Raw genomic sequence first — 26,243 nt, 5'->3', positions numbered from 1 at the left:
CCGGCAGGAATGTGCGACAACAATGGCAACCCACCTTTAAGCCGGGTAGTGTTGGGGGCAGCCTCTTCCAGACCGTCTTGACATCTCCAACACCACGCCGGCTTCCGGCTCCTGCAGGGTTGGCGTAGGCCTTATAGCTGAAAAGACTGAACATCGGCCGGATGGTGACGCCTGCAGGAAGCTGATATCGATGATGAGGCCGAAGGCCGCGGCGTTAGTTCACCGCCCTGATCATACCAAATGGGGCCGCCAACAGTACGAGCTTGATCCATCAGACGCAGTCATAGACGTAGATGCGAAGGTGAGGTGACATATGCTGACGCGATTGCGGACTCCGGTCGAATCGAACAATTTGACCTCCGGTGCAGGCTATGTTTGAAACAATTGCGTCAACGCTAGATTGGTTCGGCGTAGTTGTATTTACGGTGACCGGCTGCCTCGTTGCATCACGTAAGCAAATGGATATCGTCGGCTTCGCGCTGATGGGCACGGTCACGGGTATCGGGGGTGGCACGCTACGCGACACGCTCCTAAATCTTCCGGTGTTCTGGATTGAGGAGCCTTCCTATTTGCTGACCTGTGGCGTCACGTCCGTAGTAATATTCTTTACCGCCCATATTCCTCAGTCCCGTTACCGGACTTTGCTTTGGCTGGACGCCGTGGGCTTAGCCCTATTCGCCGTTACTGGTGCAGGCCGCGCGATGGACGCCGGGGTAGGAGCCGCCGTGGTCGTCGCTATGGGCGTCGTTACAGCAACCTTTGGCGGGATCATTCGCGATCTACTGGGTGGTGAAAGCCCGGTTATCTTGACGCGTGAGGTCTATATTACTGCAGCGCTCGCCGCAGCAGCGGCATTCATCGGCCTTATAGGATTGGGGGCTGTCAGGGAATTTGCAACAGCAGTCGGCTTCGTAGTCGGGCTGCTTGTGCGGGCGGCAGCACTCCACTTCCATTGGTCCTTGCCACGATACAAACCTCGACCCGGAGTAGATACCGCATAGTAGAGTCCCCGCGGCCGACCACTGCGGCGCGAAATTATTGTTACCGTTGCGATCACTGCAATCAGGGGGCGGCAGCGAAAAGATGGTTGAAAGTCGGTTATTGCGGATAGCGAGCTCGCGATCAAACCCGCTAAATGTAATATGACGTATTGCGAAGGGCCCTCGACAACCTCGTTCTAGGAGCGACATCGCGCGAGCAAACTACGATGGTTCACTCGTCTAAAACAGCCGGTCGCACCGGGTCTCTGAGGATGTACCGGGGAAGCCAGCATTCTTATAACCCGAGCGGAGATTTCCTTTGCCGCGTTACAGCACGTTGACCAAACTGCCGGAAATTCTTGCTAAGGATAAGATTCATGATCTCTCAGCCCGCTACTGCGCCTGCACTTTTCATCGGACACGGCAGTCCGATGAACACGCTGGAGACGAACGGTTTCACCGAATCATGGTCAGACTTGGGCCGAGTTCTTCCCCGTCCGCGCGCCATTTTGGTTATTTCAGCGCATTGGTTCATTGGCGCAACCGCAGTTACCGCAATGCCCCGCCCTCGAACAATCCATGATTTTTACGGATTTCCGCCAGAACTTTTCGCCTATGATTATCCTGCGCCGGGCGCGCCTAACTTAGCGCAAGAAGTTGCAGATGTTGTAAAGCCCTATTGGGTAGGGCTCGACTACGACCAATGGGGCCTAGATCATGGTACCTGGAGCGTGCTTGCACATATGTATCCTGAAGCGGACATTCCGGTCGTCCAGCTATCTATTAACGCACTCAAGCCGCTTGCCTATCATGTCGATCTGGGTTTGAAGCTGGCCGCCTTGCGGAAAAGCGGTGTTATGATACTAGCCAGCGGAAACGTGGTTCACAATCTTCAGCTTGTACGATGGAACAGGCCAGACGCGGCTTTTGATTGGAACTTGCGGTTTGACGAAACCGTCGCGACCCAGCTTGCTGAAGATCCGGTGAGCATCCTGCGCGTAACGGACCATCCTGACTACGCCAAATCCGTCCCCACACCCGATCACTTTATCCCCCTCCTTTACACTGCGGGACTTGCGGCCGCATCAGAAGGGCGTGCGGACGCAATTGTTCGCGGCTACGCCATGGGCTCCCTATCAATGACCTGTTACGGAATAGGCACGGAAAAGTTTTGCCCTACTAAGGCTGAAGGTGCAGCCACACTCCCTGTCAGGGTACCAGCAGATCAAAGTAACATTTGAACTGGCTTTTCCTAGATGCCCTTATCAGGCACAATTAGTATATCGTGCATACCATTGCGAATTACGTCTTGAGCGACGCTGCCGATAAGGAGACACTCGAACCCTTTCCGCTGGTTCGCACCCATTACTACCAACTCAGCGCCATTGCCCTGTGCAGCCTCGAGTATAGTCCTTGCCGGCGTTCCATTAACCGCTACAACGTGCCGCCTGCCGGACGGCAACCCGATCGCCCCTGCAAGGTCATGCATTTTGTTAGCCGCATCCTGGCGCTCTTCCTCGACATAGTCGGGAACCGCATCGCCCAACATCGAACGCCGCAACATGCCAGCTGCAGGCGTATCGAAAGCGTGCATTACCACTACGTCCATATTCTCGAAGATTCCCAGCGCGACTGCGGCGCGGCCCGCTGATTTCGACGCTTCGTCGAAGTCTAACGCCAGCAAAACTTTCTGATAGGGTGCTATCGGCGGTTCCGCTGCGATCAATAAGGGGCGCTCTGCACGGCGAAGTACCCGTTCAACTACTGTGCCCGTGAATACATCTCTTATGCGTTTGCGATGGGGTCCCATGATAATAAGATCCGCGCCGATATCGTCCGCGGTTTCAAGAACTGCAGAATCAACATCTCCGACGGTTACGATTGATTTGGAACTTAGCCGATCCTCCACGGTAAGCGTGCTCGCAGCCTCAGCCAGCAGAAGTGCGGCCAATGAGTGGTCGGATTCTATTAGCCGATGAGGTTGATCGCCGTCTACTACGTGCAACAAATAGATGACTGAGTTTCTACGCCGAGCTATATGCATAGCTCTTCGCAATGCGCGATCAGATCGCGCCGAAAAATCGGTTGCGACCAGGATATTTTCCATAACCATCGCCCTCAGTTATATTGGCGCCTTTTTAAACGCCGTAGGTGTCTCCGCGCATAAGCAGCTTACCATGCTCGGTCAGATCACCAACCTCCCCGTCGATCTTGACCCGAAGTTTGTAGGCCATCCCCACCTCCTCATCCCGTGAGCGCCAACACGCTGTCACGTCGGATGCCAAAATACTCAGCCCGACGAACAACGGTTGCAGCCCACCGGCGATGCGTCGCGAGCTCACACATAGCGCCGTTCAACGAAAACACCGCTTCGGTCGTGTCATCACGTATTTTCCGAGCTTCCATCAGCACGCCGGGATCGACGGCATATAAGCTCTGGATCGCATCGATCTGCGAAGGATGAATTGCGGTTTTAGTCAGCATGCCGTGCTCGATGTCACGGGTAACCTCCTCGCGTAGCAGCGTCACGTTGCCGAACCCTTCGAACACGGGGGCGCTCAGTGAAAAAGCCCCAAGGCGCGAACATGCCTATAAGCCCGGCAACAACCGGGCCAAGCGGTCCGTCGTACACGGTACGTATCGCTGACCTCGAGCGCCTAACGCCTCCAAAGGTCGTTACCGCCGATCCGCAACGCCAATATTCGATCGCGGATCGCCAGTCATTGCTCACGCAGCCGCCGCATTTCAGTCGGGTCGAACACCTCCCGCGACTCCAAAGGTGGGATTAGAACGTGATGATCATAGGCAAGCGCGCCCATATAGGCGGGCGTCGGTTCGGACCCCATCCTCGAGCCATACCACGGCAGAGCGCAGGTTCGGCCAGCCTCCCAATAGAACTACGGCGAGATCGCCTCGGGTCGCGGGCAGGTACAAGGTTGCGCCAAGCGCCGTGGCTGGCGTATCGAGCCCCTTGATCTGGTGAGCGCGATCAGCGGCAGACAAGATCTTAGCTCCCAGTCTTGCCAGGATTTAACGCCATTTTTGCATGGTGGCGGTGAGGCAGCCGACTATTTTACGTAGCACTATCCGCTCGCTGCCAACGCCCAGATCGCCACCCCCAGCGCCATGGTCGCACTGACGAGACCACCTGTCAGCAGCCGCATTTTAATCGGTCTTAGCGCTGTAATCTCGTGCGCTTCCAACCGCGAAATGATGCCGCATGCGCGACGCTCGGCCGATACGAAAATGAAAATGGCGATGACCAGGAACCCCGATGCAATTGCCTTAGGCACCCAGGCAGGGTGCAGTGCTTCGAACAGGGCATTGAAGCCAAGGCCGATCCCAACTGCAGCCATGCCAGTCCGAAGCCACCCAGCGAAGCTGCGCTCATGGGCGAGGATTGTACGATCTTCCGCAAGCGATGTACGGGTTACCGCAAGGTCATCGTTATCCGGTTCGGTCACAAAGGCTCCAATTTGACAAAGGCCAACCTAGCTTTGGGGCGGCAGGATCAGAACATTCGGAAGGCTCCATACTATTGTCCATAACGAGCATCCGCCGTTTGGCTCCCCCGGATTGCGAGGGCTTACGTGGACCCCTAGTTTGCGCGTCTTAAGACGTGGGAGGCGAGCCGAAGCCCGCCTCCTGTGAGGTTAGCCGATCTGTTGCGTCTGAGCGCCGCTGTCTGGACGCGCCGGCCCCATGATGGGTTCGTCGCCGAGCGGCTCGTTTCGGAAAACGGTAAAATCGCCGTTGCCGTCCATAGACGGCCCCGAGGTCCAGCGCCCTTCCGGAAAAGTCCCGTCTACCGAGGTAGCGTAGAAATTATAGTTGTTCGCTTGATCTTCCATGTCCTGCGGGAAACTGTTGGGAACCGGGAGGTTCATTGCTTCGGCGCCCAGTTCCTCGATTACTGCCAGCCACTGCTGCTGATGCATCGTGTCACGCGCGATCATGTAATGAAGCATCTTTTTCATGCCCTCGTCATGGGCAGCGTTGAAAAGCCGAACGGCTAGCACGCGACCGGTGCTCTCGGCAGCCACGTTGCAGTACATATCTGCAGCGACGTTACCGCTAGCATAGACGTGGCTCATGTTGAACGGCACGCCGTCGGAATCCATTGGCATTGCTGCCATCCCGCCTGAAAGCAAGTTCTTATGAATGATGCCCTCGATGCTCTGACGCGGATTTTCGCCGCCCATCACCGCGCCGACGATGCTGTCCTTAACACCTTCTTCCTGCAAGTGAGTTGGCGCTTTGTCGAGGTTCAACGCGACCGCGGTCGCGAGCATCTCGATATGACCGATCTCTTCAGTCGCTGTGTGTAGCAGCATGTCTCGATACTTGGTCGTTGGCGCACGGTTGCCCCAGGCCTGGAAGAAATATTGCATGCAAACGCGGATCTCGCCTTCGACGCCACCGATTGCCTGCTGGAGCATACGAGCGAAAGCCGGGTCCGGGTTGGCCACGTGGACCGGGTACTGAAGTCGCTTGTCATGATAATACATGGTTTTGCTCCGGATAGGTATCACCGCCATTCGATGACGCTGCACGCAACGCGCCGGCCGGCTGATGGACCCAACAATATGGTGTAAATTTGGTCCAGGAGCTTGGGGGGCCGAACCTTCAGTAGGCAAGGATGCGATGCGCCCTCGGCGATATGCCTGTTGGCGGATCAGCGCTGATAGCTGGAGAGCCGAGCTTTCCGGCAGCATCGATCGGTTGCGACACCGCCCTTTGGCCATATAGATGCGACCATATGTCTGGAACAAATTCGTTTTCACTATTAGGCGGCATTACATGGCCATTGGTAACCGCTCGGTGATGCAAGATGATAGGCGGATAGCAGCCCTTGCCCGATATCGTGTCATGGACACCCCGCGCGAGGGCGGGTTTAATGACTTGGCTGCGCTCGCCGCAGAAATATGCGGGACGCCGATCGCGGCAGTGAACCTGATCGCCGGTGATCGACAGTGGTTCAAAGCGGAAATCGGGCTCGGCGTTGACACGTCCCCATTGGAAACTTCCTTTTGTGGCACGGCAATTCTTGAAGAGGAATTCCTGCTCGTCCCCGATGCGACGCAGGACCATCGCTTTGCGTGCAACCCGTTAGTCAACGCCGAGAAGGGCTTGCGCTTTTACGCTGGCGCCTTGCTGAAGTCTTCCGACGACTTTGCGATCGGCACCTTATGCGTGCTCGACTACGAACCGCGTTCGTTGACCGAGCAACAGCAAAATGCGCTTCGCCGGCTCGCGCGACAGGTTACCGCGCAGCTTGAACTGCGGCTTGCCATGCTCGAGCGCGAGGAGGCTAATGCCGAGCTAGGCCTGAGCGAGGAGCGCTTTCGTGCCGCAGTCGGTGCGGTAGAGGGCGTTCTTTGGACTAATAGCGCCGACGGTAGGATGATAGGCGAGCAGCCGGCCTGGGCTGCGCTTACTGGACAAAGCTACGCTGAATACCAGGGCTTTGGCTGGTCCAAGGCAGTCCACCCCGACGATGCGCAGCCAACCATCCACGCTTGGAAAAGAGCGGTTGAGGAAAAGCGCACTTTCGTTTTTGAGCATCGCGTCTGCCGACACGATGGGGCATGGCGACGCTTTTCGATCCGCGCCGTTCCGACGTTCAACGCTATCGGTCAGATCAGCGAATGGGTCGGTGTTCATACCGACGTTACTGATAAGTCCGCCGCAGAGGAGCAGCTGCGCGAGTTGAATGAAACGCTTGAGACCCGGATAGCCTTGGCCCTTTCCGAGAGGGCAGCTGCGCTAAGTCGAGCGCAGATCGAGCGCGACCGGGCGTGGTCCCAGACCCAAGATCTGCTCGTGATCGCCGAACGCGACGGACGACTGGCGGCGGTTAATGCGGCTTGGACGAGGTTGCTTGGCTGGGAAGAACAGGAACTCGTCGGACGACCGTTTGCCGACTTGACGCACCCGGATGACCTAGCGGGGACCCTTGTCGCCTTCGCGGGCATATTTGAGGCTCCACTCGTCGTACCTTACGAGTATCGGCTCCGTCACAAGGAGGGGCACTATTGCTGGTTTGCGTGGATGGGATCGTTCCGTGACGAGCGTGTTTATGCAAGCGGCCGTGATACGACTGCGGAGCACGAGAAGGCTGAAGCACTTGCCACGGCAGAGAACGCTTTGCGGCAGAGTCAGAAGCTGGAGGCGATAGGACAACTTACAGGCGGTGTTGCTCACGACTTCAACAATTTGCTGACCGTCATTCGAGGGTCGGTTGACCTCCTTCGCCGCAACAATCTCACCGAGCAAAAGCGTATTCGCTACATCGATGCGATTGGCGACACGGCCGATCGTGCCGCTAAATTGACAGGGCAGCTTCTCTCCTTCGCGCGTCGTCAGGCCCTCAGCGCGGTCCTGTTCGACGTCGCAGCATCGCTGAACGAGGTCGCGACCATGCTTCAGACGATGACCGGTTCGCGGATTATACTCGATCTCCAAACCCCCGACGATCCGTACTTCATCGTAGCCGATCGCAGCCAGTTCGATACCGCGATCGTGAACATGGGAATCAACGCTCGCGACGCGATGCATGGCGAAGGGCGATTGACTATCACGACCGAGCCGGTTTCCAGCATTCCGCCGATCCGGGGCCATGCCGCCGTCGCCGGCGACTTTGTGGCGGTGACGATAGGCGATACCGGCTCTGGTATCTCGCCCGACAAGCTCGATAAAATCTTCGAACCCTTTTTCACTACCAAAAGTGTGGGTGAAGGAACCGGCTTGGGGTTAAGCCAGGTGATCGGCTTTGCCAAACAATCAGGCGGCGACATTTGCGTCGACAGCACGCTTGGTGAGGGAACAAGGTTTACCCTCTATCTTCCACGCGCCAACTCAGACGAGGCGGCGGAGACAAGTGAATTTGAGCCAACCGCCCTCGTCGATGGGAATGGTGCGTGCGTGCTTGTGGTAGAAGATAATCAGGACGTCGGGAATTTCGCAACTGCAGCGCTGCGAGAGCTGGGTTACGATAGTATATTGGCCACTGATGCCAATGCCGCTCTTGCGGCGCTAGCGGCCACCCCGGACCGGTTCCACATTATGTTTTCTGACGTTGTGATGCCCGGCATGAATGGGGTGGAACTTGCCCAGGAGGTCCGTCGTCAGTTCCCTAACGTGCCGGTGATACTAACGAGTGGCTACAGCCATGTGCTTGCGCAGGATGGAGGCCATGGATTCGACCTGCTGCACAAGCCTTATTCTATCGAGCAGTTATCGCGTGTTCTTCAAAGGGCTGTTGCATGGCAACAAGTCCAAAGGGGTAACGGCCGCGAACAGGTGTAACGCGCTATCAAACAGGTACCGCCGACGGGATCAGGCCACTTTGTCTTCAGCAACAAACAACAGTGACGCGCCGTCGTTTTGATTTGACTTAAGTAATGCGGCGCGTTGTTCATGAAGCGCCGCGATCTTCAGATGAATGCTTTTTGCATTTGGATCGGCTCTTTCGGCCTGAGAGCCCGTCTCGAATCTCATGCGTAACGAGCGAGCCGCCGGATAAGCAACATGGCGGACGCGGCGTATAGGAAGGCAGTGGCGGATCGGATGCTTTGCTCGAAATCTTTGGCGAGGCGTCTGTTGCGGTTGAGCCAGGCAAAGGTTCGTTCGACGACCCAGCGGCGCGGATGGACGACGAAGCCGGTCTGGTCGGCGAACTTACGCACGATCTGGATGCCGATCGACGTCGCCGTTGCGACACGCGCGCTGGTATAGGCACTGTCGGCGTAAACGAGCTTCACGAACGGGTGCCGCTCGCGGGACATCTTGAGCAGAGGCACGGCGCCGTCGCGGTCCTGCACGTCGGCAGGGTGAACCAGCAGTTCGAGCGTCCGCCCGTCGCTATCCACCATGGCATGGCGCTTTCGACCTTTGATCTTCTTGCCGGCATCGTAGCCGCATGGGCCACCGGCCTCGGTCGTCTTCACGCTCTGGCTGTCGATCACGGCCGCTGATGGCATCGGCTCGCGCCCGACACGGGCACGATCCATCTGGACGAGATGGTGGTTCAACCCCTCGAACCCGCCACTATCGCGTAGCTCGCCGAACCAGCGATAGACGGTGCGCCAGGGCGGGAAGCCATCAGGCAGAAAGCGCCATGGGCAGCCCGTCCTCAGCACGTAGAAGATCGCGTCGAGCACTTCGCGCCAGTGCCAGCGGCGACGTCGCCCTCGATCGCAAGGCTTGGGCAGAAGCGGCGCGACAATCGCCCACTCCGCATCGGTCAGATCGCTTCCATAGCGCAGGCCCGTGCGGCTATGCAGCGCACGGGCGGTCGGGTTCCACATGATGCCTTCCAGGTCTGGTCTCGCAACCGCCCGGAATCACATCGAAGCTCGATCGTCCACTGTTACGCCACCGTTCTGACACGGCCTCTGAGACCGGTGCTTGGATGCGCGCCTGCTATGATATTCCGCATCGCTCAGCATATTGCATGTGCTCCTTAAGCACGGAGAATCATTTGCCATAGCGCGCAAGCCTTTGGCAATTAACCGCTTGCACCAAACCGTTCGCTTGGGCGTGATGCCGACGGCTAGCCCAATTTAGCCTGAAGAAACAGCCAACGAGCCCGTCACCATTCGTATCGTGTTTAAAGAGGTTTCAATTATACGCCGTGTTATCGTCGAGCGTAGTTGGCCAATCGTCATTAGCTAACACAGGTAGCTGACTGAGTTCCGTACCATCAAGATCGCACGCTATGCCGTCGCCGAAGCGGAGGCGATTAGGATGAAGAGCATGCAGTCGCTCACCGACCCCGCCGAGGCCCCCCTCGCCAACAACGATATAAGCCAGTCCGGCGCCGTCGCACCGCATCATCCCATCGATCACCGTTCCGATCGCAGTTCCATCACGGCCAATAAGCGTTCCCCCCACCAGCGATCCTATCCCAAACAGGTCCGGAACCCTTGCCGCCGCGCTGCGGGCCTTTGCCGCCTTACTTCCATCTTCGTGCCGCGCCTGACGGCCCAGCCAACGCCAGATACCCACCGCGTTCACGAATGTGAGAAAACCGTTCGTCAGAAGCAGATTGGTCTGTCCGGTGCCAATCGCCACCGTCGACCATGCGATCGATCCAACCGTGAAAACGACGAATCCCCAACCGGTGATCCGGCTCCCGAGGTTTGCGGCTGTCATCAACGCTGCAATCATGGTCGCGATGGGGGCGATCCAGCCCGCTACTTCATGCAATGTAATTTCCATGTCTAGGAGAGCAGCGATGGCCGGCGCTTAAACCCGAGGCACGCATCCTATTTGCAACCTTTTTCACCCGGCGTCGACCGCCTGTCGTGATCAACGAGGCGCCGTCATTCATCAAAGCTGTCCGCGCCCTCTTTCGAAAATCCGCAATAACCAAAGTGTCGAAACCGGCAAGGTATGCCACCCGCTTGGGGGGGTGGAGCTAAAGGACCCTTTTCCCCACTCGCAAGGGAAAGAGGGGCGTCAAATCGTCAGGCTGACGTGCCCATACTGGCGTGACCGCAAACCCCCATCAAGCCCTTTGTAAGCGCATGGTGCCTCGGGACGCGGATTAACGATCCAACCAATTTCGTTGGCCGGACCTTATACCGCCGCCAATTGTTATTAACAGGTGTCAATGTGCTTCGCTTAACGGACCCGAAATATGTGCCACGTGCTAAGCATTGAAGACGAGTGGTTCATTACCGACCTCTTGATCGCCTTAGCCGAGGAAGCCGGTGCTACCTCAGTCTCCACCGCAGTCACAGAAGATGAAGCGGTATCGGCCGCCCGCGATCGTACCCCGGCAATTATCCTTTCCGACGTAAACCTCCTGGTGGGGACCGGGCCGCACGCCGTACAGACCATCATGACCGAAGCGGGCGCCATTCCAGTTATATTTATAACCGGCACCCCCGAGGATTGCGAGCCGTGCGAACCACCGGGTGTAATCCTTTCCAAGCCAATTCAGCGCCGACTCGTAGTGGACACGTTCCGCAAACTTGTTGCGGCATAGCCGACTACAATTAGTGCGGCACCTAAAGCCAATGACTCCTGGAAGGCTGCTTCTTGAGTCCATTACCGAGACGATTAGGAACAGGAATGATTGCTACGTTGATTGATGGGTATCTATAGCGTTGCCTATATGAGCCGACCTACTTGTAGCTTTGCGCTCGATGAGCTGAAGAGCTTTGCGAGCGTTCGTCTCAACGTAATCTGAATACTGGCATTACCGTCCTCCGTGTCTATGACGGTAGGCGCTTTATGCATGTCATCGAAGGAGGTATTTGCGAGTCCGCGATACGATGGGTAGGATCGTCGCCGATAAACGCCATAACAGTATATCTTACATTGCCAGATAACATCTGGTTGCGCGCGGCTTCGACAAATGAGGGCTTGCCTGTATAGGTTTCGAGACGAGCCTCACTATCGCAAATCTTATGGCGGATGTTAAGGCCCATGTTCGGGATATTCTCAATGTAAAACTGATGGCTGCCTTTATCGGGTTTGCCGGATTGGTGAGGGATGAGGGAAGCCGGCCAATAAGCAAACTTCCCTGCTCGATCTCCATGCCCATCTTGCCGATCGCTTCGTTGAAGGTCGCGTATTCCGCGCTACTGCGCTTCGACGAGAGCGGCTTCGCCCTGTCGATGCCAAACTCCATAATGATCGACTCTAGGGCTTTGGGATCGGTGGGCGACTCGGCTTCGAACCAGATCTCCTCACTGGTTGCCATCGCGTTCTTGGTAGCCGGACCGTTCCAGACCGTATTCGGGCAAAGCGCGTGCATGGTCCCAAACAGGTAGGGCGCGGAGCCCTTGTCCGTTACCATCCACATGGCAGGGCCAGTCTTGTAAACCGCGGCGGCGGTAGCCGCAGACACCTCCGGCTGCGCAACGGACGGCGTAGCGAGAGCGACGCAAATGGCGAGCGCGGAGGACATTGCGACGATCTTCAGCAGGCGTGCGAATGCATTCTGTAACATGACAGTCTCCAGGCAGTTGGCTGTGAAGCGGGTGAAGCGCTGGCCGGGATGGCATGAAGACGCCGCAGGAACGTCGCGACCGCATGGACAACCCCAACGCGGGCATCCTAACCCCGGTGCGTGTTACACGCATAACACTCTAGCGACGTCATAACGATCGACATTGATACACGTTGTGGCGGAACTATAATCTGAATTAAGGAATTATGCAGGCCCGGTACGGACCTTGCCTGCACTAACGGCTGTGAGCCCAACGTGCTTCGCCTTAGCTGGAGAGGATTGTGGGTATTTCACGGGGTGCCGCGCTTCAGCTTTTTGTCAATCGCTTGGCATCCCGGTCTGGGTTGACCCAGGAGGAAATGGCCGCGGTGCTCGGCCTTGAGGGTGAGATCGCGACGGTAGCCCCCCACGTCGATTTCGTTCGGATCGGCGAGCAGGTCGGTCACTCCTCTCTTCTGATCGACGGGCTGGCCGGCCGATTCGGCCAGAACGGCGACGGTGGGCGGCAGATCACCTGCTTCTATATTGCAGGCGACATGGCTGATCTGATGTCGCTTATGAGCCCAACGACGGGTTGGGGCATGATGGCACTTACGCCGATGACGATCCTCAAGGTGCCCCACGCTGAGCTTCGCCAACTCACCCTCGCTTACCCAGGCATTGCAGAGGCCTTTTGGCGCGACAGTGTTGCAGATGGCTCTATCTTGTCCGAGTGGGTTGTGAACGTCGGTCGTCGGGACTCAATTACCCGCGTCGCGCACGTATTTTGCGAGATGGCCCTCCGATTCGAGCAGGCAGGCCTTGGCGACCGAATATCATATCCGTTCTATATCACACAGGCAGACCTTGCGGACGCCACCGGTCTGACGTCTATCCACGTCAATCGCACCCTTAAGGTGCTCCGCGAGCGTTCGATCGTAGACTTCCGCCTCGGAGTGGTCAGGGTTCATGACTGGACAAAGCTCGTGGCGATCGGCGACTTCGACCCGGCGTTCTTACTACTGAATGCTCAGGCTCCCCGGATTGCCGAACGCGGTTGAACCCGGCACGGTGGTGACGTTGAACCTACCGCCTCACCCAATGTGACCGATGATATGATCGCCGCTCAGCATTCATGCAGGGCCACTGACCTCGTCGCGGCCCTCACCGGATGGATACCCTTTACCCAACCGGCTGTCATATTTTGGCGGGCGCAGCCGGGCACCCCGTGAGCTACATGATCGCACATCCTGCCGTTATGTACGCGCCCCCAAGCTGAATGTCGCTTTGTCAGCTCTACGCGGGGATCCAGACTGCTATTTCGTACACGATCTTGCGATCCACCCATGCGCGCGGGGAAGCGGCATGGCGAACGCGGCCGTCCGCATAGTTGTAGCCGACGCCAAGGCCGCTGGCTTTGCCACCGTCGGCCTGGTCGCGGTCGGCAGTGCGCACGATTTCTGGAAGAATCAGGGATTCACCCAGCGAAGCTCCGTCGCTCGGCCGCGGCTACGGCATCGAAGCCCGGCTGCTCGTTCGGCACGTATAGCTTTTGCGATAAGCCCAGCCGCCTTACGGTCGCTGTAACCGGCTTCTTTGTTTTCGAGAGCATTTCCGCCAGAACGCGCAGCGTATCCGGGACCAACGGTTAGCGCCTGGCAACGACTACGGCACCCGATTGTGAAGTAAGGGTTAGCGTGCCGGCGGCGTCTATTTGATAGCCAGATACCCCGGCTAAAAGCTCAACAAGCCTACGCTCTTGCTCCATCAGAGCGGCAGAGCAGGTCATTCTTGTCGTACCAACATCGCTAATCGCAAGCATTCCTCCCTCGGTTACGTAGTTTGCGATCAGCCGATTACAGCTTGCGTTTCCCGAAAGCTTTCCGTCGGCAGCAAACAGCAGCGTGGCATTTGAATCGGCACTTACATCGCTACCCGCAACCGTTTCGACTTTCCATTCGCCGGACTGCAAAGCAGCCGCGGACGCTACGTCATCCATAAGCGGCGCTCGATCCGCCGTTGCACAAGCAGTTAGCGATAAAATCGCCGCGATAGCCGCAGCAAGCTGGATGCGAGGCACTTGGTTTTCCTCATATTATAGTCGAAGGTATCAGTAAGAGATTTGTTTTTTTTCGCTGAACCTAGCAGGGTCGGAGTTAGCACCCATTCTCTGTACGGTGGCTAGTGGTCATCACAAAAGTTGTCGTTTCCTGCGGCATTTTGATGTGAAGGCGATCCTGGCAAAAGCGCTGCTAGGATCGTGTCCTCACGCGACGGATGTTTTAACAGCCGACGCTCCGCTGCTGGATTTAGCTGACTGATCATATCCAACAGCGAGGATTCCGATGGACGCATTGCTGTATGAACATTGATTCCGGGCAAATTCTCGCAAGCGGACGCAGCTTGATCGGATATGCACCACAGTGACCCCCGCCAGCGAGCCTTCTGAAGGATCGGAACGATCCTCTCAGCGCTGCCGCGCGAGTGAACCACTATGGCCTTCACCCTATCGAGCGCCCCTGTCACATGGGAAATTGAATGGCTCTGCACAGGGACGGGTTTGTAAACGACTTGGCGTTCGACCACGCAGCCACGCCCGCGCAACCCTACCTGCAGGCGTGGTGATGCCTTCTCTCCGCACAGCACAAGAACCCGTGCGCCTGGCGCAAGAACGCGCCCCATCAGATCGAGCAGCAACCGGTCATTGCCGCCCGAGCTTGTGACTGTGCGGTAGCCCTGAGCAGAAGCTGCATCCGCCACGAGTCCGGACGCGGCAAAAACAGGAACGGCGACCAGGCGATCATGCCGCCTGAAATGGCGTACGGCATGCGTGCTCGTGAACACGACCGCATCGGGGAACACCGCGATTGGCGGCTGATAAGTCGTGGTGGTCGTGAGAACTGGCACCATAAGCGGTCGTTGGCCAAGGGCACGCAACTCCCGTGCGGTGCGGAGATTGTCCGGCGACGATCGGGTAACCCAAACTGACATCGTTATGTCCACTCCAAAAACCGCGCACTGCCGTAATGGCTATGCGCGATCCCGATTTCGAACCGCTACCTATACCACGTAAAAGCCGGTCTGAGCATCGATCTCGGCAAGCCGGGTCAAACCTCGCCGGAACTGCAATGGTGGCGGCTCGCCCTTTTACCGGCGCCCGACATGGGCCGAAAGCATATAGCGGCTCGATCGCCCATCACCGCGCTCGTAACGCCCCTGCCCCTGGATGGTCGGGTTTTCACCTTCTTCGCTGGGGACGTAGCCGGTATGCTCCGCGTTGGGACAAAGCGATAGCAACCCCGCCCCCGCTGACACCCTAAAACGCTAAGCCGAGGCTCACGGGAGTTGTCAGAAGCCGCTTTTTGTTGCGACCGCGAAAAGTAGTAAATTTAAACGGCTCGCACTCCTTCGTTGCAAATACCATTAGAAGGCTTTGAACTCTGGGCTTAGGACCCGTGACGGACCTTGGCGGGATGCAAGACCGGCTATTTCAAGAGCCATCGAAGTACGGCCTACTTTCAGAAACGGTAATTTAAGCAGTATATTATCTCTGCATTGACGATACATAAGCAATAACCTTGATTGTTTCAATATGACTGCTACCAAGGCTATATGACAACGCTGCCGCTTACCAATTGGGATTATCCCCTGAAATTCGGCACTCCGGCCGGGCGCGCTTTGGTTTCCGCGCCCGGCTCGTAGGCCGCGATCGCTCCCACCGAGCGATCGCCTGTAGAAGCCGCGGCTCCGACATGGACGCCGCGCTGCTGGCGAACTTCTCGGAGAAAAACTTGTCCATTCAATCCAATAAGCGGACGTCGGAACCCATACCGCGATCAAAAGACAGCCATCATAAGCATAACGAGTTTGGGATCTGCGATGCAGTGTATCCTGATGGAAGAACGGCAGTATTGATCGCCCGCTACCCGAATATATCGAGCGCGGAAATCGATGAAGTGATTGGCTTCATCCGATGCGCTAAACCGTCAGACTTACGACGCCTACGGTCAATCGAGCCAGTCCGATCGAATTTGGAGACATTCCTTGGCGACCATAGAGCGAAAATCGCCGACGGGCGACGAGGCCCCGTATTTACGGTGTTCAAGGCGTTCAGGCCGAACGTTCTATGACAGCACGCCGCAGATAATGCTTCGGCCCAGGCAAAATGTCTCTGGGCAGTGTCTGCAGCTTCGAAGCTTCAAGGCCTGCGGGAAAAAGCCGATGCCATCGTATTAGGGAATACGTTTAGGCAGCGATTGAATGGGATTGAGCGACCCTAACACCTTTGTGATAGCGCCTTTCGCGCAAAGTTCGTCGTTGGCGGCCCCGCCTGAACCCGCCACTCCAATACCCCCAGCGACGTCACCGTCTACTACCAATGGTAGCCCGCCCCCCAGCAATAAAAGCTCAGGAACGGTTACCAAGTTGCGAGAAGCCGGATCTGCCGCAGCACGTCCGGCAAGCTCACCGGTGCTTGTTTTTGTCGATAGAGCTGTGAAGGCTTTGCGCTGTGCAGCAAGCGTATTGTGAGGGCCTATGTCGTCGCCGCGCTGCAGCGCAATCAAATTGCCTCCTCGGTCGACAACAGCGACAACGGCCTCTCGCCTAATTGCACGACACGACGATATCGCGGCTGCTGTCAGTTTGTTGGCCATCGCTAAAGATACAGTTATGCGTTCGACCGGTACAACGGCAGGCGCCATCGGACCAGGCCCAATGATAAGAAGCGCGATATTCCAGATTACCATAATACTTCCTAAGGGGTGCCTGCTGGACGGCCGAACAATATCATTCAGCGATGATGCATAGGCCAATAGGACGTTCTATACCTTCGGCCACGCAATCCTGCAAGATTGGCAGCAAACAATTAGCCGCGATTGAAGGCACGTTTGCAATATTTCTAAGCCAAACCCTTCGCAGTCAATTACCCCGATAAGTTGAATAGCCGTACGGGCTAACGACGACCGGCACGTGATAGTGAGCGGCGTTGTCGATCACGCGAAACGTCAACGTAATTTCGGGAAAAAACGGTGCCGCTGAGGCATTAGGATAGTTCGACATGTCGAACTGCAGCCGGTAGACACCATCGTCGAAGGCCTTACGCTCGTCAAATTGACGGATCCGCCCCTCGGCATCCGTCGTAGCGGAGCCCACCTTCTGCCAGCGCCCGTCGATACTCCGTTTGGACAACGTCACGGGCACTCCCTGCCCTCCTACCCCGCGCGCGAGGTCAAGAACATGGGTCGAGATGTCGGCGGCTGCGGCAGGCGTTGCAATGATGCCCAATAGGAAAGCCAAACACACGGTCTTCATGAAATGTATCCTTGCTGATCGGCGATTCGAGAAAATAGGGCATTCGGCCGGGACGACTGCGCTGGCTTAACCATGCTACGTTGGACCAAGCGGCGCGCTCGCGGTGGAGCGGCGCTAGGCATGGCGGTATCAGACACATCGAGGCCTCTTTTGGGTGAGCCCCACAAATACCGCCCTCATCTCGTATTTGCGAATGAGATGTTTTAATAAGCAGCATTCAGTTTTATCATGAACAAATGCTCGACCCCCGCTTGCTCCGCAGCTTTGTGGCGATAGCCGACGCTGAGAGCTTCACCGTCGCTGCGGAGCGGCTTAATTCCACTCAATCGACAATCAGCCAACAGCTGGCGCGGTTAGAGGGGGCAGTCGGTCGACCTCTGATCGATCGCTCGGCCCGACCCATCGCTCCGACATCCGCAGGCGAACGATTGCTCGGCTACGCCCGGCGGTTGCTAGCATTGCAAAATGAGGCCCAGATACTGCTGGCAGACCCGGCCGGAACGGCGACTATCCGCATCGGGTTACCCGATGATATCGTGACGGCGGACATGAGCCGACGGTTCGCCGGCTTCGCTAAGCGTCACCGCGAGATACGGTTGGACGTTACAACCGGCCTTAGCCGTGACCTGAAGAAGCGCTTCCGAGCAGGCGAGTTCGACATAGCGGCTGTAAAGGAGCCGGTAGCTGACGGTGATGCTCGCGCTAGCCTTCCCGAACCCCTCGGCTGGTTTGAAGCGATGGACACAGCAGCGAGCTGGCCCGACCCGATCCCGCTCGTCACATTCCCACCAGGCGGGCTGTACCGCGACTTGATGATAGACCGCATCGAACGCGCGCGACGCCTCTGGTACATCGCCTTTACCGGCAATAGCCTCGGCAGCGTGCTTTCTGCAGTTGAAGCCGGGCTAGGGGTATCGGTTTTGCCGATCAGCACGATCGGCGCTCGAGCTATTCGTACCAGCTCGATATTCACGCCTGAGGCATCGTTGGCATTGGTCGTTTACGCTTGGGAAGCTGAAGGCCCGGTTGCCGAACTGGTCGACGCGATGGTGGAAGGCCTAACCATGAGATAGGGTACGGCGATCCCGCTTAGCCCGGAGCACATTCAGCGAGGCAAGGTTTTGATCGTGCTATCAAGATCTGTCTCATAATCGCCACCGGGGCTGCAAACGGGGCTTTGCCGATGACCGTTTACGGGTCGCTTCCGGCGAGGACAGCGCTTTAGGCAATCGCCTCCCTTGGTCAGGCCACTGCGTATCTACTGCACCGCCAACCGATACGCGCTGCGCCTCTGCCTCAGCGCTTTCTCCTACAGGCGCCGTCCGCTTTGCCCAGCGCACGATAGGCGGTACAGGACCCCCATGTTCACCGCATTCCAAAACATGATCGGCGGCCGCCCCGACATCGCCATCGACTTCGGCACCTCGCAGACGACGATCGTCGATCAGGATGGAACGATCGTTTTCAACGAACCGTCCATTTGCTGCTTCAACGGAAACCATCGGGGATCGGCACTTGTTGCCGCAGGGACCGAAGCAAAACGATACCTCGGGCGCGTAGAAAGCGGGCTAACGGTTTCCCGCCCGATGCGGAATGGGGTGCTGAGCGACATTCGCGCCGCAAGCGAGCTTCTGAAATACGCTACGCGCGATCTCGGTCCTTCCTGGACCCTTCGGCGTTTACGCTCACTCATCGGTGTGCCCGCCGATGCCACACAAGCTGAACGGAGAGCCCTCGAGAATGCTGCGCTTGACGCTGGAATGGCGAAGCCCATCCTAATTGCAGAGCCTCTCGTTGCAGCGATTGGCGCCAGCCTCGAGGTTGAAGATGCACACGGTAGAATGGTCGTTGAGTGCGGCGCTGGCATTACAGAGGCAGTCGTGATTTCCCTCGGCGGCATCTGCGTTCGTCGTTCGTCGCGGGGCGGAGGGGAGGAACTTGATCGCGCATTGGCCGACCATCTTCGATCCAAACACAGGTTTAGGATCGGTCCGGCCTCAGCCGAAAGGCTAAAGGTAGCGGTCTCGACGGCTTTCACCGTCGGTGGGGAATGCGTCGTGCGCATCAGCGGCCTGGATTTGGCTTCTGGCCGGCCCAAAACCTTCGAATTTTCGGTATCCGACGCTCTACCCATATGGACAAAATATGTCGATCGCGTCGTCGGCATCGTAAAAGCTGCCATGCGGGACACACCGCCTGAGCTCTCCCGCGATATCCTTAAAGATGGATTGATCTTGACAGGAGGGGCAGCGTTCACCGGTCGCCTTCGCGAAACACTTGCCGCTGCTGTTGGGGTGACAGTGCATGTCGCCCCCCAAGCAACGAGCGCCACTGGTCTCGGCTTAGGACTGGCCCTCAATACCAACCGGTATAAGGCCCTTTGAGCTATCAACGCATAATGGCCCATATCATTCAAACTACCGAAAAACTGCAGCCAGCCTCCAGCTGGGGCAATATGGGCCTCTGACCCGTCATAGGTCTCAGTGCTATACGAACGCGGAAAGCGTCCGGTGATCCCTGCCTTGCGGACAGAGTAGCTGGCAGGCCACAGGTGCGGTACTGGACTGTTAGAAAATCGACAAAGCCGGAGGATGGCAACGGACAGCGGACCATCCACATACCGCGATCGATAGCGCGCCGCTCGCCTGGTCTAATAGCTCCATTGAAGCTGCGTGCGGACCAGATCACCTTCGGCCCGCCCCATCCGACGCTCGTCGGCTTCACGTCGATGCATATTTGCATAAGCGACCGTAAGTTCGAGCGCTTCCATAAACTGCCATTCGAAGCCAATTTCCAACTCATCGGTTTCAAGCTGGGGTGCGTTGACATTCGCTTTCCAGCCACCGCGATAGCGTTGCCAGCGTCCATAGGGGACCAGCCTCCCGCCGCCTGTCTCGCCAAGATCGGCCATCACCTGAACGTAACCGCCGCTCAGTCGCTGTTCAGTGATTGCTTCGAGCGCTGCATCGAACTGCGGCCCGCGACCCCAGGTCCATTCTGCCTGCACCCCGAATGGCTGAGGATACAATATGCCGTGCAGGCCGATCCTATTATCACTGTAGGAATCGGTTGTGGTCCCGCCCCCGCGGACTTCGGGGCTGACTTCGTTGAGCAGCACGGATCCGCCAAGCTCAAGGACCTGACCGCGCAATCCCAAGGCATCGAGCGCAAATGGCCACGTCGCCATAGCCACTTTCATTCGACCGGCATTCTGTTCGGTGCGGTTGATCCCTTGACCGTTGTAGATCCCGACGCCGAAAGCCCCGTAATTACCAAACAGCTTTTGCCCCCGTGCCTCTAACCGGTCCCAGATCGCCTGAACCTGAGAGGGCGTGTAATACGCGACGATCCCGATCTCGCGCTCGCCCGGGACCGCACTGTTGATCGCATCCGAGCGGTCGAGCGTTAGCCGGTCGGATGACGATTGGAGGTTTTCCCATCCGACGGGCACCTTGGACTGTCCAACACGCAGCCGAAATTCCCGATCGGGCGAGAAAATGTCGACATACGCATCGCGTAGCTGGCCGAAATTCTCGCGGCGCTCGGTGCTCGACTGGTTGTTCACAGCGGTGCCGAAATCGTGCTGCAGGTAGAGCTGAATATGATCGGTCACATCGCCCTGCAGAACGAGACGCACGCGCCGAAGCAAGAAGCCGCCATTCTCGTTGATCGAAGCATCATGGACTGAGCGCAACCGTGACACGCCGTCAGGCGCGGTTTCGTCACCAGCAACCACTGCATTGTAACGCATCTGCGTATAGCCACGAAAACGCAGCCGATCGTACCAAGCCGCCTCGTTCAAAGGTAAGCTGGCAACGGGCATGGTCGCCGGCGGCAGCGACGCGACCTGTGGTACGTTCGGCGTACTAACATCGGCTGCAGAGGGCATGGTGGCAGGTGCAGCCAGCGGGGGGATCGCGGCCTTTGCCTGGGTTAGCGCCTGGAGTTGAGCTTTCAGTTCGTCGATCTGGCGCTGAAGCTCTTGCACCGTCTGCGCGCTCGCCGCAGCCGGATGTATCAACACCAATGCTGCTGAAGCCAGCCACATGCATCGTGATGTCATCGTGCTTTTAGCCCTGTCGTAACCGATAGCGTGGAAGCGACGCGCAAGCTCCGCCGCGCGCTCCGTCTACCAGATATCCCCCCGAAGCCTAGACGTCGCACTCCGCAACTCGGTGCGACGAGCCTATTAGCGTCATTCCGTTGGCTTCAGAGCCGTTCTGAGGATGGGTCGAATTACACCACCCTGTTTCAATCCATTCTAAATGGTCTTTAGCAACCGGGATAGCCGAGGCGCGGGCAGAATGGCTCACCGTGCTCGGTCGCTCGTCCGGTGGCGGACTGTTTTATAGGCGTCCAGAGGCCTCGTCACCCGGGCTCGGCCTTGGCTCTCCTCGTCTGGCCAACCAAAGGTATAACAAGTGAGAATAACAGGGTTCGGCGATTTTCGCCGCCTGCAATCCATGCCTTGAATATGGAGCTCGGCAGGCTCATCATACTATTATGCACATGGCCGCATCATCACTAGGCGCTGCTGTACCGTCCGGCAGCAGTACGGCACGCCTGCACCCCTAGGTCGTCAAACGACCTAGGCCCGCGATGCGTGTAGCGTCGCCTTGATGAATGCATCTTCGCCGGTCAGCCGCCATTGCTGCTGCATCCGGCTTCGCCCTGCACCTGGAGATAATTTTGTTTTTTACCCGGTTCACCGCGTTGGCGTTAAGCCTCGCGCTTATTGCTGTTGCCAGCTTTTACCTCCCAAACGCGTGGGCCATTCTCTTCTTTTTCGCAGGCACCGCTTTGTCGACCGTCGGATTGTACGACTTGGCCCAACCCGTCCACTCTGTGCGGCGCAACTATCCTATCCTTGGGCGCCTGCGATGGTTTTTCGAGGAGATACGGCCGGAAATCCGCCAATACCTGATAGAGAATGATCACGAAAAGACGCCATTCTCGCGCAGCCAGAGATCGCTTGTTTATGCGCGGGCTAAGAACGAGAGCAGCGATCGCGCCTTTGGGACCCTCGTCGATGTCTACGAGAATGGATATGAGTTCATTGCGCACTCTACCCGGCCAGCTCCGGTAGCCGACCCGGCCACGTTCCGCATTCCGATTGGTGGCAAGAATGGCACCACTGCCTACATGGCCTCCATTTTTAACATCTCTGCCATGAGCTTTGGCTCCCTGAGCGCAAATGCCATCTTAGCGCTTAACCACGGAGCCCGGCTGGGCGGCTTTGCACACGACACAGGTGAAGGCAGCATCAGTCCGTACCACCGTGTTCACGGAGGCGACCTGATTTGGGAAATAGGCAGCGGCTACTTTGGCTGCCGAACCGCCGACGGAAGATTCGATCCGATCCGGTTTGCGGATCAGGCTGCTGATCCCCAGATCAAAATGATCGAACTGAAGCTTAGCCAAGGGGCAAAGCCAGGCCATGGCGGCATTTTGCCCGGCGAGAAGGTGACGCCTGAAATAGCGGCAACCCGAGACGTGCCGGTCGGCGTCGACTGCATCTCGCCTTCTAGACACCGTGAATTCTCGACCCCGATCGAACTTATGCAATTCCTAGGGGAACTCCGGCGCCTTTCCGGCGGAAAACCGGTAGGCCTAAAACTTTGCGTGGGCCAACCGTGGGAGTTTATGGGCATGGTCAAGGCTATGCTCGAAACCGGCATCGTGCCGGACTTCATTGTCGTCGATGGAGCGGAGGGCGGTACAGGAGCCGCACCAGTGGAATTCGCAGACAACCTTGGCATGCCCATGCGCGAAAGCCTTCTGTTCGTTCATAACACCCTTGTTGGTGCAAATCTTCGCAACCAGATCAAAATTGGCGCTGCGGGAAAAATTGTCAGCGCGTTCGATATAGCTGCGGTTCTTGCGCTAGGGGCCGATTGGACCAACGCGGGACGCGGTTTCATGTTTGCGTTGGGATGCATCCAGTCGCTGACATGCCACACCAACCGCTGTCCAGTGGGTGTTGCCACCCAAGACCCGATGCGGCAACGGGCACTGGTCGTCGCAGATAAATCGGAACGGGTACATAACTTTCATCGCAATACCATGAAGGCCTTGGCGGAGATGACGGCGGCTGCTGGCCTTGATCATCCTTCCCAGTTGGGCCCTCACCACTTGGTACGGCGCGTTTCCCTGACCGACATACGCCTATTCTCTCAGCTCCACATCTTTCTCGAAGATGGCGAGTTGCTTAGAGGGGCGCATAACCGAGATTTTTATAGTGCCGCATGGCGTCTCGCTCGTGCAGAAAGTTTCGAGTTGCCAAATTAAACGGTTCCCAATGCCTACCGCGACGCCGATTGAAGGTGCCAGCTGGCCAGCACTTTCTCCAATGCCATGATTTGGTCTCTGGTCAAAGATGTCTGAAAGCTATTGCCATATTCTTCACCGACTGACTTCAGTCCTTCGACGGGTACATGGACATAGTGGTTTGCCAATATACCGGATACCTTAATAAGAAGAAATGCAGCGGCACCGTCTGCATCAGGCACAATGCCCTCGACATCGCCTAGCTTCGTCCCGGCCAAATCAATCAAATCAGCACGTAATATCTCTTTCTCGGCTAGTCCGAGCACGTCATGTACTTCAACAGGGCTTGCCTCTTGAAAGGTCATGTTTCCGCATGCGCCCGGATGGATATTGCACCCGCCAACCGCGAAAATGCTAACCAATAGTAGATACTGTTTCATGCTATTTTCATCATGACGTTAATAACGGCCATTTATGCACCTATGCGATCCCGACTTATGCCGCGGGCGGATCAAAATCGTTGGTGCCGCCATTCGAGGGTGGCACCGACGGATCAGCATTATCGTTCGCCGACATCTCCGGCGCCGCGTCGAGGTTCCTGCGGATCTCGTTGTGATCGCGGCCTATCGCTAGCGGCGCCCTGAGCGGCACGACGCCATGCCAATGGATCAGTTTAATCAGGTCTTCTTCAGTCGGCCTTCGCGCGATCAGCGATTTTAAATGGGTAAGATCCGCCAGCTCGTGCGCGCAGGCTGCGGAGATGCACCAAGCCCGCCCTGCCCACCCAGTGCCTGTAAGAATGACTGCTACTTGGTGGGCTGCGCGGGGCGAATGAATTACAATCCCGTCCACTGCGTCGAACCGTTTGCGAATATCCAAAAATGACGAGGCGGGTGATGTGTACGACGAATATACAACCTGATGATTCACCGAATATCCGCCCCTCGCCAGGAAACCTTTCATATCGCCCGCCAACTCCTCGGCCCCGAAATGTACGATACGGGCCGGCGGCGGGAGCCTGTCGAGAATGAGGCGCTGCAAGTCGGTGACATCGCCGTCGGCCGAGCAAACATGGAGATAACCTGCTCGCATCGCGGCCTCAGCCGTACTGGTTCCGACGGCGAACACGGGCCGTGACACCAACGCGAGATCCACGCTGTGATGTGCAACACCATTCACGCTGGTGAATACGATAGCGTCGGGAGCAGAACGCAAAGGGTTAGCCTTCACGCCACGCACTGCGAGAACGGGAGCCACCAACACTTGGTGCCCCAGCGCTACTAGCCGCTTCGCAGTTGCGCGGTTTTGCGGAGCCGTTCGGGTTACCCAGATCAGCATGGCTGCACCAAATTACGCATGACGGCGTACTCGTTCCGAGATCGTCGTCACCCTCAACAGGTGTACTTCCACCAACCGACCATCATCATTCGGCCACAGAACCGTCTGCCCCGCCCGCAATCCTAGCAACGCGGTGCCTAATCTAGTTCCAACACCCAGCAGGCCGTCACCTGCCGTGAAGCCGTGAACAAGCCGAGCTTTCCGGGTTTTTTCTTCGGTGAAGTACCATATTTCGGAGCCAGGGCGTGCAAGGCCGCGAATGGAGCCGCGATTTGGAACGCGAGCTATGCCAAGCTTGGCACTGAGCAATCGTGACAGAAGGTCATCTTCTATCTCTAGAACGAGACTGCTGAGGTAACGCGCCTCCGCAGCGTCGATCTGGATATCCAGCCCTTTGTGCAGAGCCAACCAGATGCCGATTAAAGCATCGATGGACGACGGGCAAATCGAATGGGCTGCCGCGACTTCGGTTTCGCTGCCGTTTGTCATCCGAGTAACGTTGAATAATAGCGAGTTGCCGTTCGTTCGCGCACCGGCTTGTCGGAAGGTTCTGCCGTCCATGGTTTTGAGCGCAGCGTTTGCGCGAAGACAGCTCACGCTTCCTCGAACTCGAACCGCAACACCGACCACGCGATTCACGGCTTCGACCGCCAATCGATTCATATCAATTCTCCGCCCCACCGGGCTGAAGCGGCCTTCACGCTTATGCGCCGTCGAAGGCGCTTTAAGTGGGAAGGCCGCTGCGCAGTTGGCGCAATTCAGAGCTTGGACCCGGAGTGCGCCCGGGTGACTGCACCAGCGATCTTTCCGCGGCGCCTACCCAGGAAACGACAGTACGCCGTATACGAGGATTGGTATGCCGACGAAAAAAATCAGCAGTAGCGTTTGCAGATCGATGAAGCCGGTTGGCTTAAAATAAATCTCGTCTTCGCGAGCCAAGCGGGGAAGTTCTGACTGAACAGTCACGCCATTCGACTCAGCATCTTCAAATTCCAATTGGTATTCATTTGAGAAAAAGCTTTTTGGCCGCATTACCAGCGTCCGGTTTATACCCGCATCGCTATCGAGCAAGACGAACGTTTCCGAACGGCGATTCGCCGTTTCAGACTTCGGATCCAACATTAAAAATCTTCCGCATATTCGAGATCACGAGCGCCTTGAACGCTCTTTAAAGATTAAGTCGAATAAGCCCCGAGCCCGATCGGCAAGCCGCCGAACTCGGGCTATTTACGTGCGGCGAGTTGGCCGGCGTGGTCGCGGAAGCGCAAAAATGTAGCGAATGCATACATGAGCCTTAGATGGCCATATAGCGACAGGCTGTCAAGCCGTAGGGCGCGAAGGTTATCTTTCGAGCAACCCCGCTAGATTTCTTTCGCCTGCTGCCTGGCATTCGACGAAACGGG

General features: G+C 57.3%; 27 protein-coding genes. 9 read left to right on the top strand and 18 right to left on the bottom strand.

Translation table 11 applies throughout. The annotated features are described in order from the left end of the window. Positions 1-371: 371 nt before the first annotated feature. Both OKW76_RS12380 and ygiD read left to right on the top strand, forming a co-directional pair. Positions 372-1,001, top strand: a complete 630-nt coding sequence (locus OKW76_RS12380; protein WP_265552954.1) for a trimeric intracellular cation channel family protein — start codon at positions 372-374, stop codon at positions 999-1,001. A gap of 356 nt (positions 1,002-1,357) precedes the next feature. Continuing rightward, complete coding sequence (gene ygiD, locus OKW76_RS12375; RefSeq protein WP_265549184.1) at positions 1,358-2,221, top strand: 4,5-DOPA dioxygenase extradiol; 864 nt, start codon at positions 1,358-1,360, stop codon at positions 2,219-2,221. An 11-nt stretch (positions 2,222-2,232) separates the two neighbouring features. Here the strand turns inward: ygiD and OKW76_RS12370 are convergent, their stop codons facing one another. The 5 genes from OKW76_RS12370 to OKW76_RS12350 form a co-directional block, all read right to left on the bottom strand. Beyond that, positions 2,233-3,087: a universal stress protein gene (locus tag OKW76_RS12370; protein WP_265549183.1), complete on the bottom strand. Its 855-nt coding sequence runs from the start codon at positions 3,085-3,087 to the stop codon at positions 2,233-2,235. Positions 3,088-3,224: 137 nt separating this feature from the next. Then, the gene (locus OKW76_RS12365) at positions 3,225-3,542 is read right to left on the bottom strand and encodes an HpcH/HpaI aldolase/citrate lyase family protein (protein WP_416221865.1); all 318 of its coding nucleotides are present in this window, start codon (positions 3,540-3,542) and stop codon (positions 3,225-3,227) included. Between the two features lie 237 nt (positions 3,543-3,779). Then, positions 3,780-3,983 (bottom strand): HpcH/HpaI aldolase/citrate lyase family protein, encoded by a 204-nt coding sequence (locus OKW76_RS12360; RefSeq protein ID WP_265549181.1) that lies wholly within the window; start codon positions 3,981-3,983, stop codon positions 3,780-3,782. 80 nt (positions 3,984-4,063) lie between these two features. Next, positions 4,064-4,444 (bottom strand): YidH family protein, encoded by a 381-nt coding sequence (locus tag OKW76_RS12355; protein WP_265549180.1) that lies wholly within the window; start codon positions 4,442-4,444, stop codon positions 4,064-4,066. 189 nt (positions 4,445-4,633) lie between these two features. Then, complete coding sequence (locus OKW76_RS12350) at positions 4,634-5,488, bottom strand: manganese catalase family protein (RefSeq protein WP_265549179.1); 855 nt, start codon at positions 5,486-5,488, stop codon at positions 4,634-4,636. Between the two features lie 292 nt (positions 5,489-5,780). Between OKW76_RS12350 and OKW76_RS12345 the strand changes: the two genes are divergently transcribed. Next, entirely contained in the window at positions 5,781-8,288 is a 2,508-nt protein-coding gene (locus tag OKW76_RS12345; protein ID WP_265549178.1) for a PAS domain-containing protein, read from the top strand. A gap of 30 nt (positions 8,289-8,318) precedes the next feature. Here the strand turns inward: OKW76_RS12345 and OKW76_RS12340 are convergent, their stop codons facing one another. The 3 genes from OKW76_RS12340 to OKW76_RS12330 form a co-directional block, all read right to left on the bottom strand. Continuing rightward, positions 8,319-8,480 carry a hypothetical protein gene (locus tag OKW76_RS12340; RefSeq protein WP_265549177.1) on the bottom strand — a complete coding sequence of 54 codons (162 nt, stop codon included), beginning with the start codon at positions 8,478-8,480 and terminating at the stop codon, positions 8,319-8,321. Then, positions 8,477-9,289 (bottom strand): IS5 family transposase, encoded by an 813-nt coding sequence (locus tag OKW76_RS12335; RefSeq protein WP_265549176.1) that lies wholly within the window; start codon positions 9,287-9,289, stop codon positions 8,477-8,479. The genes OKW76_RS12340 and OKW76_RS12335 overlap by 4 nt, the downstream gene beginning before the upstream one ends. 313 nt (positions 9,290-9,602) lie before the next feature. Next, a complete protein-coding gene (locus OKW76_RS12330) occupies positions 9,603-10,202 on the bottom strand; it encodes a PRC-barrel domain-containing protein (protein ID WP_265549175.1) in 600 nt (199 codons plus the stop codon). 421 nt (positions 10,203-10,623) lie between these two features. On the opposite strand from OKW76_RS12330, the gene OKW76_RS12325 reads away from it, so the two are divergent. Continuing rightward, the gene (locus tag OKW76_RS12325) at positions 10,624-10,974 is read left to right on the top strand and encodes a response regulator (RefSeq protein ID WP_265549174.1); all 351 of its coding nucleotides are present in this window, start codon (positions 10,624-10,626) and stop codon (positions 10,972-10,974) included. 330 nt (positions 10,975-11,304) lie between these two features. On the opposite strand, the gene OKW76_RS12320 is transcribed toward OKW76_RS12325, so the two are convergent. Next, positions 11,305-11,943, bottom strand: a complete 639-nt coding sequence (locus tag OKW76_RS12320) for a TraB/GumN family protein (RefSeq protein ID WP_265549173.1) — start codon at positions 11,941-11,943, stop codon at positions 11,305-11,307. Between the two features lie 359 nt (positions 11,944-12,302). Here OKW76_RS12320 and OKW76_RS12315 point away from each other — a divergent pair, with 359 nt between their 5' ends. Both OKW76_RS12315 and OKW76_RS16215 read left to right on the top strand, forming a co-directional pair. Further along, entirely contained in the window at positions 12,303-12,983 is a 681-nt protein-coding gene (locus OKW76_RS12315) for a Crp/Fnr family transcriptional regulator (protein WP_265549172.1), read from the top strand. A gap of 226 nt (positions 12,984-13,209) precedes the next feature. Next, positions 13,210-13,509 (top strand): GNAT family N-acetyltransferase, encoded by a 300-nt coding sequence (locus OKW76_RS16215; RefSeq protein ID WP_416221815.1) that lies wholly within the window; start codon positions 13,210-13,212, stop codon positions 13,507-13,509. Between the two features lie 61 nt (positions 13,510-13,570). Here OKW76_RS16215 and OKW76_RS12310 read toward each other — a convergent pair whose 3' ends face one another. The 4 genes from OKW76_RS12310 to uraH form a co-directional block, all read right to left on the bottom strand. Further along, on the bottom strand, positions 13,571-14,002 hold the full coding sequence (locus OKW76_RS12310; protein WP_265549171.1) for an META domain-containing protein: 432 nt from the start codon (positions 14,000-14,002) through the stop codon (positions 13,571-13,573). Between the two features lie 101 nt (positions 14,003-14,103). Further along, positions 14,104-14,913: a uroporphyrinogen-III synthase gene (locus OKW76_RS12305; RefSeq protein WP_265549170.1), complete on the bottom strand. Its 810-nt coding sequence runs from the start codon at positions 14,911-14,913 to the stop codon at positions 14,104-14,106. A gap of 1,241 nt (positions 14,914-16,154) precedes the next feature. Continuing rightward, a complete protein-coding gene (locus OKW76_RS12300; RefSeq protein WP_265549169.1) occupies positions 16,155-16,670 on the bottom strand; it encodes a GlcG/HbpS family heme-binding protein in 516 nt (171 codons plus the stop codon). 172 nt (positions 16,671-16,842) lie between these two features. Continuing rightward, entirely contained in the window at positions 16,843-17,235 is a 393-nt protein-coding gene (gene uraH, locus OKW76_RS12295) for a hydroxyisourate hydrolase (protein ID WP_265549168.1), read from the bottom strand. Positions 17,236-17,471: 236 nt separating this feature from the next. Between uraH and OKW76_RS12290 the strand changes: the two genes are divergently transcribed. Beyond that, positions 17,472-18,308, top strand: a complete 837-nt coding sequence (locus tag OKW76_RS12290) for a LysR family transcriptional regulator (RefSeq protein WP_265549167.1) — start codon at positions 17,472-17,474, stop codon at positions 18,306-18,308. A 288-nt stretch (positions 18,309-18,596) separates the two neighbouring features. Continuing rightward, positions 18,597-19,619, top strand: a complete 1,023-nt coding sequence (locus OKW76_RS12285) for a rod shape-determining protein (protein WP_265549166.1) — start codon at positions 18,597-18,599, stop codon at positions 19,617-19,619. 266 nt (positions 19,620-19,885) lie between these two features. Here the strand turns inward: OKW76_RS12285 and OKW76_RS12280 are convergent, their stop codons facing one another. Then, positions 19,886-21,298, bottom strand: coding sequence for a porin (locus OKW76_RS12280; protein WP_416221814.1), 1,413 nt, complete (start codon positions 21,296-21,298; stop codon positions 19,886-19,888). Positions 21,299-21,924: 626 nt separating this feature from the next. On the opposite strand from OKW76_RS12280, the gene OKW76_RS12275 reads away from it, so the two are divergent. Next, complete coding sequence (locus OKW76_RS12275) at positions 21,925-23,523, top strand: FMN-binding glutamate synthase family protein (protein ID WP_416221864.1); 1,599 nt, start codon at positions 21,925-21,927, stop codon at positions 23,521-23,523. Between the two features lie 14 nt (positions 23,524-23,537). Here the strand turns inward: OKW76_RS12275 and OKW76_RS12270 are convergent, their stop codons facing one another. The 4 genes from OKW76_RS12270 to OKW76_RS12255 all read right to left on the bottom strand — a co-directional run bounded on the left by OKW76_RS12270 (position 23,538) and on the right by OKW76_RS12255 (position 25,962). Next, the gene (locus OKW76_RS12270) at positions 23,538-23,942 is read right to left on the bottom strand and encodes a hypothetical protein (RefSeq protein ID WP_265549163.1); all 405 of its coding nucleotides are present in this window, start codon (positions 23,940-23,942) and stop codon (positions 23,538-23,540) included. A 55-nt stretch (positions 23,943-23,997) separates the two neighbouring features. Further along, positions 23,998-24,840 (bottom strand): uroporphyrinogen-III synthase, encoded by an 843-nt coding sequence (locus OKW76_RS12265; RefSeq protein WP_265549161.1) that lies wholly within the window; start codon positions 24,838-24,840, stop codon positions 23,998-24,000. A gap of 12 nt (positions 24,841-24,852) precedes the next feature. Further along, positions 24,853-25,503 (bottom strand): hypothetical protein, encoded by a 651-nt coding sequence (locus OKW76_RS12260; RefSeq protein WP_265549160.1) that lies wholly within the window; start codon positions 25,501-25,503, stop codon positions 24,853-24,855. A gap of 153 nt (positions 25,504-25,656) precedes the next feature. After that, a complete protein-coding gene (locus OKW76_RS12255; protein WP_265549159.1) occupies positions 25,657-25,962 on the bottom strand; it encodes a hypothetical protein in 306 nt (101 codons plus the stop codon). Positions 25,963-26,243 lie beyond the last annotated feature (281 nt).

It is taken from the genome of Sphingomonas sp. S1-29 (assembly GCF_026167545.1).
Taxonomy (GTDB): Bacteria; Pseudomonadota; Alphaproteobacteria; order Sphingomonadales; family Sphingomonadaceae; genus Sphingomonas.
The sequence above is the reverse complement of the archived record's forward strand: the minus strand, read 5'-3'. Positions and strand labels throughout refer to the sequence as shown.

Excerpts from the sequence above, each read along its gene's own strand:
- OKW76_RS12380 (WP_265552954.1), top strand. The coding sequence starts at position 372 with ATGTTTGAAACAATTGCGTCAACGCTAGATTGGTTCGGCGTAGTTGTA.
- ygiD (WP_265549184.1), top strand. The coding sequence starts at position 1,358 with ATGATCTCTCAGCCCGCTACTGCGCCTGCACTTTTCATCGGACACGGC.
- OKW76_RS12370 (WP_265549183.1), bottom strand. The coding sequence starts at position 3,087 with ATGGAAAATATCCTGGTCGCAACCGATTTTTCGGCGCGATCTGATCGC.
- OKW76_RS12350 (WP_265549179.1), bottom strand. The coding sequence starts at position 5,488 with ATGTATTATCATGACAAGCGACTTCAGTACCCGGTCCACGTGGCCAAC.
- OKW76_RS12345 (WP_265549178.1), top strand. The coding sequence starts at position 5,781 with ATGGCCATTGGTAACCGCTCGGTGATGCAAGATGATAGGCGGATAGCA.
- OKW76_RS12340 (WP_265549177.1), bottom strand. The coding sequence starts at position 8,480 with ATGAGATTCGAGACGGGCTCTCAGGCCGAAAGAGCCGATCCAAATGCA.
- OKW76_RS12335 (WP_265549176.1), bottom strand. The coding sequence starts at position 9,289 with ATGTGGAACCCGACCGCCCGTGCGCTGCATAGCCGCACGGGCCTGCGC.
- OKW76_RS12330 (WP_265549175.1), bottom strand. The coding sequence starts at position 10,202 with ATGGAAATTACATTGCATGAAGTAGCGGGCTGGATCGCCCCCATCGCG.
- OKW76_RS12325 (WP_265549174.1), top strand. The coding sequence starts at position 10,624 with ATGTGCCACGTGCTAAGCATTGAAGACGAGTGGTTCATTACCGACCTC.
- OKW76_RS12320 (WP_265549173.1), bottom strand. The coding sequence starts at position 11,943 with ATGTTACAGAATGCATTCGCACGCCTGCTGAAGATCGTCGCAATGTCC.
- OKW76_RS12315 (WP_265549172.1), top strand. The coding sequence starts at position 12,303 with ATGGCCGCGGTGCTCGGCCTTGAGGGTGAGATCGCGACGGTAGCCCCC.
- OKW76_RS12305 (WP_265549170.1), bottom strand. The coding sequence starts at position 14,913 with ATGTCAGTTTGGGTTACCCGATCGTCGCCGGACAATCTCCGCACCGCA.
- OKW76_RS12300 (WP_265549169.1), bottom strand. The coding sequence starts at position 16,670 with ATGGTAATCTGGAATATCGCGCTTCTTATCATTGGGCCTGGTCCGATG.
- uraH (WP_265549168.1), bottom strand. The coding sequence starts at position 17,235 with ATGAAGACCGTGTGTTTGGCTTTCCTATTGGGCATCATTGCAACGCCT.
- OKW76_RS12290 (WP_265549167.1), top strand. The coding sequence starts at position 17,472 with ATGCTCGACCCCCGCTTGCTCCGCAGCTTTGTGGCGATAGCCGACGCT.
- OKW76_RS12285 (WP_265549166.1), top strand. The coding sequence starts at position 18,597 with ATGTTCACCGCATTCCAAAACATGATCGGCGGCCGCCCCGACATCGCC.
- OKW76_RS12280 (WP_416221814.1), bottom strand. The coding sequence starts at position 21,298 with ATGACATCACGATGCATGTGGCTGGCTTCAGCAGCATTGGTGTTGATA.
- OKW76_RS12270 (WP_265549163.1), bottom strand. The coding sequence starts at position 23,942 with ATGAAACAGTATCTACTATTGGTTAGCATTTTCGCGGTTGGCGGGTGC.
- OKW76_RS12265 (WP_265549161.1), bottom strand. The coding sequence starts at position 24,840 with ATGCTGATCTGGGTAACCCGAACGGCTCCGCAAAACCGCGCAACTGCG.
- OKW76_RS12260 (WP_265549160.1), bottom strand. The coding sequence starts at position 25,503 with ATGAATCGATTGGCGGTCGAAGCCGTGAATCGCGTGGTCGGTGTTGCG.
- OKW76_RS12255 (WP_265549159.1), bottom strand. The coding sequence starts at position 25,962 with ATGTTGGATCCGAAGTCTGAAACGGCGAATCGCCGTTCGGAAACGTTC.